This window comes from Nocardia sp. NBC_01329, from assembly GCF_035956715.1.
Lineage (GTDB): Bacteria > Actinomycetota > Actinomycetes > Mycobacteriales > Mycobacteriaceae > Nocardia.
On record NZ_CP108381.1, the window covers coordinates 48,814 to 61,063 of the forward strand.

10 protein-coding genes are annotated in these 12,250 nt (G+C 66.5%); 8 read left to right on the forward strand and 2 right to left on the reverse strand.

The window, feature by feature from the left end:
* Positions 1-132: 132 nt before the first annotated feature.
* Together OG405_RS00205 and OG405_RS00210 are read right to left on the reverse strand one after the other, a co-directional pair.
* Complete coding sequence (locus tag OG405_RS00205; protein ID WP_327149621.1) at positions 133-540, reverse strand: roadblock/LC7 domain-containing protein; 408 nt, start codon at positions 538-540, stop codon at positions 133-135.
* Positions 537-3,413, reverse strand: a complete 2,877-nt coding sequence (locus OG405_RS00210) for an ATP-binding protein (RefSeq protein ID WP_327149622.1) — start codon at positions 3,411-3,413, stop codon at positions 537-539. The genes OG405_RS00205 and OG405_RS00210 overlap by 4 nt, the downstream gene beginning before the upstream one ends.
* 451 nt (positions 3,414-3,864) lie before the next feature.
* Between OG405_RS00210 and OG405_RS00215 the strand changes: the two genes are divergently transcribed.
* The 8 genes from OG405_RS00215 (at position 3,865) to OG405_RS00250 (ending at position 12,215) form a co-directional block, all read left to right on the forward strand.
* Positions 3,865-4,551, forward strand: a complete 687-nt coding sequence (locus tag OG405_RS00215; RefSeq protein ID WP_327149623.1) for a response regulator transcription factor — start codon at positions 3,865-3,867, stop codon at positions 4,549-4,551.
* 8 nt (positions 4,552-4,559) lie between these two features.
* Positions 4,560-6,077, forward strand: coding sequence for an ATP-binding protein (locus OG405_RS00220; RefSeq protein WP_442790632.1), 1,518 nt, complete (start codon positions 4,560-4,562; stop codon positions 6,075-6,077).
* Between the two features lie 988 nt (positions 6,078-7,065).
* Entirely contained in the window at positions 7,066-8,493 is a 1,428-nt protein-coding gene (locus tag OG405_RS00225; protein ID WP_327149624.1) for a S1C family serine protease, read from the forward strand.
* The gene (locus tag OG405_RS00230; protein WP_327152576.1) at positions 8,493-9,047 is read left to right on the forward strand and encodes a MogA/MoaB family molybdenum cofactor biosynthesis protein; all 555 of its coding nucleotides are present in this window, start codon (positions 8,493-8,495) and stop codon (positions 9,045-9,047) included. The genes OG405_RS00225 and OG405_RS00230 overlap by 1 nt, the downstream gene beginning before the upstream one ends.
* A gap of 15 nt (positions 9,048-9,062) precedes the next feature.
* Entirely contained in the window at positions 9,063-9,260 is a 198-nt protein-coding gene (locus OG405_RS00235; protein ID WP_327149625.1) for a hypothetical protein, read from the forward strand.
* 540 nt (positions 9,261-9,800) lie between these two features.
* Positions 9,801-10,475, forward strand: coding sequence for an MspA family porin (locus OG405_RS00240; protein ID WP_327149626.1), 675 nt, complete (start codon positions 9,801-9,803; stop codon positions 10,473-10,475).
* A gap of 81 nt (positions 10,476-10,556) precedes the next feature.
* Entirely contained in the window at positions 10,557-11,222 is a 666-nt protein-coding gene (locus tag OG405_RS00245; protein ID WP_327149627.1) for an MspA family porin, read from the forward strand.
* Positions 11,223-11,540: 318 nt separating this feature from the next.
* On the forward strand, positions 11,541-12,215 hold the full coding sequence (locus tag OG405_RS00250; protein WP_327149628.1) for an MspA family porin: 675 nt from the start codon (positions 11,541-11,543) through the stop codon (positions 12,213-12,215).
* Positions 12,216-12,250: the final 35 nt, after the last annotated feature.

The window sequence follows — 12,250 nt, forward strand, 5'->3', positions numbered from 1 at the left end:
CACCGGTGTTGTACTGCGACGAACCGGGTCCGAAGTTCTGTGCGCCTGGACCGTAGTTCTGTGCGCCGGGGCCGAATCCGGGCCCACCGGTGTTGTAATCGGGCATACCTTGGCCGAATTGAGACATGATGCTCAGACGGTGGATCGGGCAGTCGCGCTGACGACAGAACCCACGCGATCGACCAGCAGGGCCATCTCATAGCCGATGCGGCCGATATCGTGCTGTTTGTTGGCGAGTACCGCGATATGCGAGCCGTTGCCGACGCTCATCACCAGTAGGTAGCCGCGCTGCATCTCCACGATCGACTGCATCACCTTGCCGCCGTCGAACAACTGGGCCGCCCCTGTGGCGAGGCTGGCCAGACCCGCGGTCACCGCGGCGAGCTGTTCGGCGCGATCGGTCGGCAGATGGGGGCTGACGGCCTGCAGCAGACCGTCCGCGGAGACCAGGACGGCATGGGAGACACCCGGAACGTCGCGGGTGAATCTGGCGACCAGCCAGTTCAGGTTCTCGTCCGTGCTGCTCTTCGGGTCGGTCATGCAAGCCCTCCGTCATTGTCCTGCGCGTCGGCGTTCTGCGCGTCGGCGTTCTGCGCGTCGGCCCGCCCACTGCGGACCCCGCTCAGGTGTCTGGTCAGATTGCTCCGGATCTCCACCGGATCCCGCGGGGCCTCGTCTTCGACCGGGGCCAGCCCACCGGGTACGAGCTGCGCACCCGGCCGGCGGATGGGGAGCCCGTTCGCGGTCTTGGAGTCCGAATTCGGCTTGGCGGCATCCTCGGCTGCCAACCAGCCGGAATCGGCGGGAGTCGTCCAGTCCTGGCGCGGCTGGTCCTGCGCGGTTGCCGGCTCGACCAGCCATTCCGACACCATACGCTGGTATATCGGGGTGGGGGTTTCACCGCCGACCGGTTGCAACCGGGTGGAGGTGGTCGTGGCCGGCGCCGATTCGTCCCGGCGTCGCTCGGAGCGACCGAACGGATCGTCGTGGTACATGCCCGGACGCCGGATCGGCAAACCGGAACGAGCCGTGAGCGACGGTGGTTCGGCGTCGGCGAACGATCGCTGCTCGGTCGGCGCCGGGAAATCGGCCGGGGCAGAGAAGGATTGGGGCCGGTGGGTCTCCGACCGCAGTCCGGTCGGCGAATCTGCGGCCCGCAGTCCGGTCGGCGAATCTGCGGCCCGCAGTCCGGTCGGCGAATCTGCGGCCGGCGGTGTCTCGGGGATCGGGTCGAATGCCGAGAAGGTACTGCGCGATCCGTTCCCGTCCGAGGTGTCCCCACCCATGCCCATCGGGGCGTGCGTGGCCGGACGGCGTTGCGGCAACCCGCTGGAGGTGGTGCCGAAACCGGAGGTCGGCGGGGTGGCGGTGAGCGGGCGCACCGGGGGCAGATCGGTCCGCGAGGTCCACGAATCCGATGACGGCAGATCGGGTACCGGCGTCAACTGCCGCGGGGTCGGTGGCGGCTGGAGCTGCGGCAGTTGCTGTAGATGGGAGGTCTGCTGCAGTTGCGGGGGCGCCATGGACAGGTCGGCGGTGAGAATGTTCGAGTTGTCGGGCCCGGTGTCGGGCGATACCAGCAGACCCGGCAGGTGGAGGCTGGCAGTGATCCCGGGCTGCTGTGCCATGGTCGAGGTCCGTCGCAGGCCCACGGTGATCTGATGGCGTTTGGCGAGCCGGCCGACGACGAACAGCCCCATCCGGCGGGCGGTCTCGATATTGATCTCACCACCGGAGGCAAGGCGCGCGTTCGCGGCCTGTAGGTCCTCGGTGGCCATACCCAGCCCGCGGTCGGTGATCTCGATGAGATATCCGCCGTCGACCGCGCGGGAGACGGTCACCGCCACCGGCGTATTGGGCGGGGAGTACCGCAGCGCATTGTCGATGACCTCCGCGAGCAGGTGTTCGATATCGACCGCGGGTTCACCGGCGACCACACCGTCGGGCACATGTCCGATCTCGACCCGCTGATAGTCCTCGACCTGGGAAACCGCACTCCACAGCATATCCGAGAGCGGGACGGCGTCGAGCAGGCCGCGACGCAGTGGAGTACCGGCGATCACGAGCAGATTGTCACCATTGCGCCGCATTCGGGTGGCGAGATGGTCCAGGCGGAACAGGTTCTGCAGCCGCTGCGGATCGTCTTCGTCGTGCTCGAGTTCCTCGATGATGCCGAGTTGCTGTTCGACCAGCGATTGGCTGCGCCGGGACAGGGTCTCGAACATATTGCCGATCTGCACGCGCAGACGTGCCTGTTCGGCGGCGAGATTGAGGGCCTGCTGGTGCATTTCGTCGACAGCCCGCGCGAGCTGGCCGATCTCCTCGGTGCCCTGCACGCCTACCGGCTCGATCTCCGGGGTCTCGGCGCCCCCGCGGACCTGAGCGAGTTCCGCTGGGAGCCGCACATGGGCGACTTCGAGCGCGTCCCGGCGCAACCGGCGCACTGGGACGACCAGGGTCCGCGCGACCGCGAGGGCGAGTGTCAGACCACCCAGCAGCGCGGTGATGAGCAGTGCGGTCTCTCGTAGTGCGCTGTTCTGCGCGGAAACCGTCGCATGGTGCAGTGCGCCGCTGATGGTGGCCGTCAGCTGGTCGGTGGTGACCTGGTACGCCTGGGAACTGGTGTCCAGGGATTCCCGCGCGGCCGGATCGGTCATCGCGCCCTGGGTGCCCTGGCTGAAGATCGCCAGCCGGGTCTGCACCGCGTCCAGCAGCGGCCGCATATTGCCGGCCACGTCCGGCATGATCTGCCCGTACTGGTAGATCATGGTGAGTTCGGCGCCACCTGAGGTGAGCACCCGGGCCCGCATCGCCGGATTGTCCTCGGCGGTGGGGGAACTGATCACCAGACGCTGCGCGGTCAGCGACCGGCGCGCGTTCTGGACTGCGCTCACCTGCAGGAAGTAACGCTGGATCGAGAGGTCCTCGACGGTGGGCGATTGGGCGAGGGCGTTGCCGATCCGAACGGCGATCTCGTCGGCCTGATCGCCGACCATCGCGGGGGAGCCGTTGCTGAGACCGCTGCGCATCGTGCTGCCGAGGGTCAGTGCCGAGGACAGTTCGCGGGAGACCTCCGGCCGGATCCGGTTGGAGTCCAGTGCCCTTTCCAGAGCTTCGTGGGCTGTATCGAACCCGGCGAGGGCTGCGGTGGCCTGCGGTGTCCTGTTATCGGCCCAGCCCGCCGTCGCGGTCACTGCCAGGTGTTCGGTGGCGGCGTTGTAGCCGAAGAGGGGGCCGATGATGCGGGACTGGTCCGTCGCGGCGTCGAGCTGTTCCAGGGTGCGCAGCTCGTTGTTGATCCGTAGCACCGCGAAAAGGGTGGCCAGGATGACCGGCAGGACCAGGACGATGCCGACCTTGCGGGTGACCGACCAGTTGGACAGGCTGAATTGCCACGGTCGCGGTGTTTCCATCCGCCTCTGTCGCCTCCGCATCACGATCGACCTCTTTTTGGTGCGTGGCCGTTTCAGTTATGATTCACTGCACACCGAACCAACCGGAGGTCTAGTTTTTACCGATCGGAACATACCGTGCCGGTTAGCGGTCGGCAATCGGGGCGTTCAGACGGTTATACCGCGAATAAAGCGGATGAGGAACAGGTTTCGTGGGATATCACAGGTCGGTAATGGTTCCTCCGGTTATCAGATGAACGACCTGGTCGGAGTGCTCACCTCGCGCAACACCGGGCCGCTTCTGCAATCGGTCGACCGTCCGGTTCCTTCCCGCGGTCGGGAAGGCCTGTTCGATATTCGATGCACCGACGATCCGGCCCGACACACCGCGCGGCGAAACCGGTGCTCAGTGGACTCGCGGTGCGGTGGGCCCTCTCAGTAGCCTCTCAGTCGCTGCCGTCAAACTGGTGATATGCGGATTCTGGTGGTCGACGACGATCGTGCCGTGCGGGAGTCACTGCGCCGGTCGCTGACCTTCAACGGCTATACCGTCGACCTGGCGGTCGACGGTATCGACGCACTGGAGAAGGCGAACGCGGATCGCCCCGACGCGCTGGTACTCGATGTCATGATGCCCAGACTGGATGGGCTGGAGGTGTGCCGACGGCTGCGCAGCACCGGTGACGACCTGCCGATCCTCGTGCTGACCGCGCGCGATTCGGTATCCGAACGGGTCGCGGGCCTCGACGCCGGTGCCGACGACTATCTGCCCAAACCGTTCGCCCTGGAAGAACTGCTGGCCCGGCTGCGTGCCCTGCTGCGCCGCCGTACTCCGGATGCCGGCGAGATCTCCGAGGCCATGATCTTCGCCGACCTCTCGCTCGATCCGGTCACCCGCGAAGTCGCCCGGGGCTCGCGATCGATCTCGCTGACCCGCACCGAGTTCTCCCTACTCGAAATGCTCATGGCCAACCCGCGCCGGGTACTCACCCGCGGCCGCATCCTGGAGGAGGTGTGGGGCTACGACTTCCCCACCTCCGGTAACGCACTGGAGGTCTATATCGGCTATCTGCGCCGGAAAACAGAAGCCGACGGCGAACCCCGGCTCATCCACACCGTGCGCGGGGTCGGCTACGTCCTGCGCGAAACGCCACCCTGAGCGCGGATATGGCACGCAACTCCCGCTCGGCGGCCGAGGAACATTCGGTCGCGCCGCTCGGCCGGACCCGGCCGGACGAGCCGGCGCCCATGCGCCCGCCGACTCCGCTGACCCGCACCGTCTCGCTACGGTGGCGGGTCACGCTGCTGGCCGCATCGCTGGTGGCGATCTTCGTGGCGATCACCTCGATCGCCGCCTACGCCATGGTCGCCCGCGCGCTCTACGGACAGGTCGACGCGCAGTTACGGGCCCGAGCCGCGACGATGATCAGCGGCGATATCGACAACATGGCCTTCCAGTCGCTGGGCGTGGCGACGCTGTTCTCCAACGATATCGGCGTCGCACTGATCTACCCGCCCGCAAACGGCGAAGCAACCCAGCGGCCGAGCCTGCCCGCCTATATTCCGCCGCAGCCGACCACACCGCCGATCGGCACCGAAGAGATCGCGGTGGCGCGAGGTACGCGGGATTCGTCGCTGCGCACCTACAACAATCAGCGAGTATTGGCCGAACGGATGGATTCCGGCGTCACTCTGATCATCTCGCAACGCCTGGAACCGACCCGGGAAGTGCTCGACCGGCTCGCTTGGCTGCTGTTCGCGGTCGGCGCCTCCGGTGTCGTCCTCGCCGCCGGGGCCGGGACGACGGTCGGCCGGACCGGTCTACGCCCGATAGCCCGGCTCACCGCGGCCACCGAACGGATCGCCCGCACCGACGATCTGACCCCCATCCCGGTAACCGGTGACGACGAACTCGCACGGCTCACCGAGAGTTTCAACACCATGCTGCGAGCTCTGACCGAGTCCCGGGACCGGCAGCGGCGGCTGGTCGCCGACGCCGGGCACGAACTACGCACTCCCCTGACCTCGTTGCGCACCAATATGGAGTTGCTCATCGCATCGAGCCGCCCCGAAGCCCCGGCCATCCCCGAAGAGGATATGGCCGAACTGCGATCGGATGTGGTGGCCCAGATCGAGGAGCTGTCCAACCTGGTCGGCGATCTGGTGGACCTGGCCCGCGAGGACGCTCCCGAAACGGTGTACGAGCGGGTCGACCTCGGCGAAGTGACGGAGCGCGCACTGGAACGAGTACGCCGCCGCGGCGCGGTCGGCTTCGCCGCCGAACTACGGCCGTGGTTCGTCTACGGCCACGAAGCGGCGCTGGAACGCGCGATTCTCAATGTCCTCGACAACGCGGCGAAATGGAACCCGCCCGGCGCCCAAGTCCGGGTACTGATGACCGAAACCGGCCGCGGACTCCTGGAATTATCGGTCGACGATGCCGGGCCGGGTATCCCACCGGGTGAACGCGAACTGGTATTCGAGCGTTTCTATCGCACCACCGCCTCCCGTTCCATGCCCGGTTCCGGGCTCGGTCTGGCAATTGTGAAACAGGTCGTAACCAAACATGGCGGCACGATTGCGATCGACACCTCCGAGCGCGGCGGGGCCCTCATCCGCATCGTCTTGCCGGGCGAAAACCCGCCCCCGGACGAATACCGGCCCGAACCCGAAGACAGCGAATAATCACCGCCGGGCCGACAATATTGTCCGGGTTTCTCGGGGCTTCGAAAGTTCGATCGATATGGCCGCCGGCAGTGGACGAACTGATGTTCGGCGGCGTGGGATCGAAGGGGTGGAGGTGGGTGGTGGGGCCTGTCTCTCACTTCGAGAGCAAGCCGCGTTTGTGAAGGTGAAGGGCGGGCTTGCTGGTGGGGCGAGAGGTCGCCCACGTACTTCCGCGGCGCCGCCATGTCCTCGCGGCCCGGACTGGCCCGCAGCTACCTCAACCGGACCGGCACTGGCTTTTCGGTGGGATGAGTGGTGGGCTTGCTGGTGGGTGAGTGGTGGGCTCGATGACGGGGTTGGGAGGTGGGCTCGCTTGTGAAGGTGCTGTGTTTTTGGCGCGCTGGCGCGCGCGGGGGTTGAGGCCCTGAGGTCTCGCCGTTCAGGCCTCGAGACTCGCGCTTCGCGCATGCGCTTCGAGGCCTGAACGGCGAGACGGCCTCAACCCTTTGGGGTGTCTCGCAGAACTCGACTCGCGCGGTTGCGTTGGTGCCCGTTGTACGGGTGGATGTGATGTGGGCGTAGATGGTCTTTCCTTCAAGGAATCTGGGGGAGTGAGCACTATATTGTCCCGTGCTCCCGTGCTCCCGTGCTCCCGTGCTCCCGTGCTCCCGTGCTCCCGTGCTCCCTGCTGCCGAGGGGCGTGAACGACCTGTTCTCCCGTCTCCTCCGGATGGATCTACCTCGGCGGCCGGGGTCACGAGGGCCCCGACGCGGCGCCGAAGGCGGCGCCATCCACACAGTCGGGGCCCGCCCCGGTTCTGGAGCGACGTAGCGAAGGAGCGCAGCGACTGAGCGAAGGAGTGAAGAACCGGGGTTAATAGGGCCCCGACAGCCCCGCCGAAGGCGGGGCAAATAAACACAGAGCGCACAATTTAATACAGCTCTCAGTTCGTTCTCAGTAGTTGTCGGCAGGCTGGATAGCGGATATGAGCAGAAAAGAGACACTATGACCGAGGATTTCACCAATCGGCCGGCTGGGTCGGGAGCCGGACCGGTGCCGCCCTCGGCTCCGCAGCCGCAGGTGGGGCCGCAGTCGCAGGTGGGGCCACCGGCCGGTCCTGGGCCGGAGGGTGGGCAGCTCACAGCGCCCGGGCAGCCGCCGGTGGGCGGGCCCTGGCAGTTTCCGGGCGGAGCCCGGTTTCCGGTGGGGCAGCCGGGCGATACGGCCGCGTATCCCGTCGCGGGTGGTTCGTACGGTGGCCCGCCGCCCGGTGATTCCGGGCAGTTCTATGTCGCCGCGCCGCCGCCGCGGCGGAGTTCGGTGCGTACCGGTCTGGTGGCGGGGGCCGTTGCCCTGGCGTTGGTGAGCGGTGGTATCGGTGGTGCGGTGGGGGCGCTGGTCAGCGATTCGGGGGGTGGGCCGGCGGCGACCAACGCGTTGGACGCGCCGGTTCCGGAGGTGCGGGACGCGGGGAATGCCCCGGCCGGTTCGATCCAGGCCGTCGCGCAGCAGGTGCTGCCGTCGGTGGTGATGATCGAGGTGGCGAGTAATCGCGGCCAAGGGGAGGGGTCGGGGGTGGTGTTGTCGTCGGATGGCTTGATCCTGACGAATAACCATGTCGCGGCCGGGGGCGGGGCGAACGGCGAGATGTCGGTGACCTTCTCCGACGGTAGTACCGCGTCGGCTGCCCTGGTGGGTGCCGATCCGGTGTCGGATCTCGCGGTCATCCGGGTGAAGGGTAAAACGGACCTGAAGCCGATGGAACTGGGTAGTTCGGCGAACTTGCAGGTCGGTCAGCCGGTGGTGGCGATCGGTTCGCCGCTGGGGCTGGCGGGCACCGTGACCACGGGGATCGTTTCGGCGATGAACCGTCCGGTGTCCACGACCGGGGAGGGCAGTAATGATCCGACCGTGCCCAATCCGGTGATCGACGCGATCCAGACCGATGCCGCGATCAATCCCGGTAATTCCGGTGGTGCGCTGGTCGATGGCCAGGGCCGGTTGATCGGGATCAATACGGCTATCGCGAGCTTGGGTTCGTCAGGGGCGGGCGGTCAGCAGAGCGGTTCCATCGGACTCGGTTTCGCGATTCCGGTGGATCAGGCGCGGCGGGTCGCCGACGAGTTGATCAAGAGTGGTCACGCCACGTATGCGCAGATCGGGGTGACCGTGCAGCGTGACGAGTCGGTGCACGGTGCGCGGGTTCTCGAGGTGACGCCGAACGGTCCGGCGGCCGCGGCGAAGATTCCCCCGGGTTCGATCGTGACCCGGCTGGACGACCGCACGATCGATTCCGGGGATGCGCTGGTCGCCGCCGTGCGGTCGAAACAACCGGGAGACAAGGTGACAGTGACCTATACCGATGAACGGGGCGGTAACACCCGGACCGCCGAAGTGACCTTGGCTGCCGCCGCGGTGGAGGGAGGCCGATGATGCAGTTGGTGACCGGGGGCGGGCACGCGGCGATGGAGCTCGGCGCTACGGTGAGCGGTATGGAAATCGATGCTCCTGTCGCGGGTCGCGCATTGGTCGTGGTGGTAGATGATCGAACGGCGCACGGCGGCGAGGATTCGCTGGGCCCGTTGGTCACCGAACTGCTCACCGAGGCGGGGTTCCTCGTCGACGCGTCCGTTTCGGTGGAGGCCGACGAGGTGGCGATCCGGAACGCGTTGAACACCGCGGTGATCGGTGGTGTCGACCTGGTGATCTCGGTCGGCGGTACCGGTATGTCGCCGCGCGACGTGACGCCCGAGGCCACTTCCGAGGTGCTCGACCGCGATCTGCCGGGAATCAGTGAGGCGCTGCGGGCATCGGGCCGGGTCGCCGGTTCGCTGGACGCGGGGCTGTCCCGTGGCCTGGCGGGTATTTCGGGGAGCACCCTTGTGGTGAACCTGCCGGGTACCCGGGCTGCGATCCGCGACGGTATGGCGACGTTGGGTCCGCTGGCGAGCCGGGTGATCGGTGAATTGTCCGGACTGCTGGAATGAGCCGGAGCGTGCGGTATGAGTGAGGGTGCGACCCCTGAGGTCCCCCGCCGGGCGAACCGCCGGGCGGGGGACCCGGCGCGTCTGGACCGGGTATTCGGTGAGGTGCTGCCGTCCACCACCCGGGACGAGCGAGACGAGGGCGCGGGGCCGGGCGCCGATGGTGACGATTGGTTGCGTTCGCAGGTACCGCCGCATCACGGCGGCATCTACTGATTACGGAAACATATTGGCGCATAACGCTTTTCGGTCGCACAGGGTGTGAACGCGCTATCTCCGGGTAGTAAAGGGGAGGCTGATTTTTCTGAATTCATTCAGCGCGGAATGTGCGAGATTATAATTTCGGTCACCTTTGTTCCGGTTTTATATAACCGATTCTCTTGACGCTTTCTTTGTGGTGAATTTCCGCAGCCTGCTGCCGTGTTCGCCCGGACTACCTGCATTTTCCTGCGGATGAGTCCGCTCTGCGGGGTATGAGATTTGGATCACATTAACGTATAGCGAAAACAACCTTTGTCCCATCTGTTGCCGACCGTTAATCTCGGTTCGTCGACCGCCGCAATGGCGGTCCGGTGAGGTTTCGGATTGTGGATCCCGCCGGTCGTATTGGCGTGCATTTGTCCGAATTGCGGCGTTGCACCGAAATAACAACAGGTCACCTGTAGGTAACAAACAAGCGAAACACTGGTCGGAGCCGGCGAGTCGATGTCCGAGTCTCGTAGGCCATGTTGTTTGTCCGAAGTGATGAGGGGAAATATGAGCGAGAACCGCACCGCCGGTGTACGTAATGGCGGCAGGATCGCGGGTGTCGGTGCCGCGGCCGCTGTGGCCGTGGGCCTGCTGTCGACGGGCGCCGCGAATGCCGATGCCTTCGTGGCTCTGCCCGACGGCCAGAAAGCCGGCCCCGGAGTGACCATCACCCGTACGGGTGAGCATGCCGTCGTTTCGCCTTCCATGGCGGCCAACGGCGCGGGCCGCGTGGTCTGGGTCTCCGGAAACGCTGTCGCCGACGTGGCTGTGACGCCCAAAGGTGAGCCGGGCCCGAACAACGGTCCGACCGGGGCGGACGGCACCAACAACTCGTCCACGCACGGCGCCTCGCAGCTCAACACCGGCTATATCGTCGGTTGCCAGGTGAGCCTCGGCGAGGATGCGATCGGTCTCGGAGCTTCCGCGAATCTGTCTCTCGACGGCGGTGGAGTCGGCGGCTCGGTCGGGCTCGAACTGGGCCCGGGCGACGTCGAGTTCGTGCAGATCGACTACAAGGACATCACGAAGCCCGGCCGGTACTCCGTGGAGTACCAGGATGCCGAGATCGAGATCCAGGGTTGCGCGGGTTACGCGCAGGCGCGGTCGTACACGGTCGTCGAGATCATCGGCGACCACTACTCGAAGACCACGCTGTACGGGCAGCCGTTCAGCATCGGCTGAGCTGTCGCGCCCCGTCCACGTCGCATCGAACCGAACTTCCTCGCGCAGCCCGCGAGCTCTCCCTTCGAAGGGTATGACCCCATGATCAACCGCAAGAATCTGGCGCGCCTGGCCGGCGTCGGCGCCGCCACCACCATCGCGCTGGGCCTGTTCTCGACCGGGGCCGCCAGCGCCGACACCTTTGTGCCGCTGCCCGGCGGCGAACTGGTCAAGACACTGTCCGACGGCACGGTGGTGACCGTGCGCATGGTCGGCGAATCGGCCACCATCAGCCCGTCCATGGGTGCCACTCCGGTGCACCGCAACGCGTGGGCCTCCGGTAGCGCGCAGGTCGAGATCGCCGGCGGCGAGGACGTGGGCGGCAGGATCTTCCCCGGCTATGTCGTGGGTTGCCAGGTGAACATCGACGGCGGCGGTGCCCAGGGTGGCGCCGGCGCGGAGGTCGATACCGAGGGCGCCGTGAGCCCGAGCGCCGAAACCGGCGGCAACCTCACCGTCGGGCCCGGCCAGGCGAAGTCCTTCTATGTCCTCGATATCGAGAGCCCGGACGACTACGGCAGTGAGGACCACGCGACCAACAACCAGTTCGAGGGCAACAGCGGTTCGGTGACCTGGTCCGATCAGACCATCGGGCTGAGCGGCTGCGGTGGCTACGCGCAGGCCCGGTCCTTCGTCAAGGTCGAGGTGGAGACCGAGAACGTGATCACCTTCGTGACACTGTGGGGTCAGCCGTTCAGCCTCGGCTGACCGAGCGCTGAACCGACATATCGGCACGAATACGGGCCTGCCGCAGCTGCGGCAGGCCCGTATTCGTTCGGCGCAGAACGGGAACCGGCGCCCAGGGCGAGTGGCTCCCCAGCGCCGTCACCTCCCGGCTACCTGGCAATCATCCGAGTGACACACCGTATCGACGGCACGGTATTCGAGTGTTCACCGGCTGTGCGGTTCCGGGTTCATCTCGTGGCTACAGCTATCCCTCAAGCTCTATGAAGCCTGTTCTCGGGCCGCCCCGGCATCGAATCGCTGCGATGCCGGGTGTCGCTGAAAACCTTGATGAGGGGAAATATGAGCAAGAACCGCACCACTGGTCTGCGCTGCGGCGTGCGCGCCCTGGGCGCCGGCGCTGTCGCTGCCGTGGCCATGGGTCTTTTCTCGACCGGTGCCGCGAACGCGGATACCTTCGTACCGTTGCCCGCCGGTGAAAAAGCCGGGCCGGGCGTGAAGATCACCCGCAGCCAGGAAAGCGCGATCATTTCGCCGTCGCTGGCCGCGAACGGCGCGGGCCGGACCGTTTGGGTATCGGGCACCGCCACTGCCGATGTCTCGGTGACCCCGGAGGGCGAAGCCGGTCCCAACAACGGCCCCACCGGCGCCGACGGGACCAACAACTCCTCTACGCACGGTGCCTCGCAGATCAACACCGGCTACCTCGTCGGCTGCCAGGTGAGCATCGCCGATGACGCGATCGGCCTGGGCGGTTCGGTCGGTATCGAGGTCGGTGGCGGTAGCATCGGCGGCTCGGTCGGCCTCGAGCTGGGCCCGGGCGAGGTGAAGTTCGTACAGATCGAGTACAAGGACATCGAGAAGGCCGGTGTCTACTCGGTCGAGTACCAGGATGTGGAAATGGCGATCCAGGGTTGCGCCGGTTACGCGCAGGCCCGCGCCTACACCGTGGTCGAGATCATCGGCGACCACTACTCGAAGACCACCCTCTACGGGCAGCCGTTCAGCATCGGCTGATACCGGCACCGGTCGAATTCACCCACCACATCTCT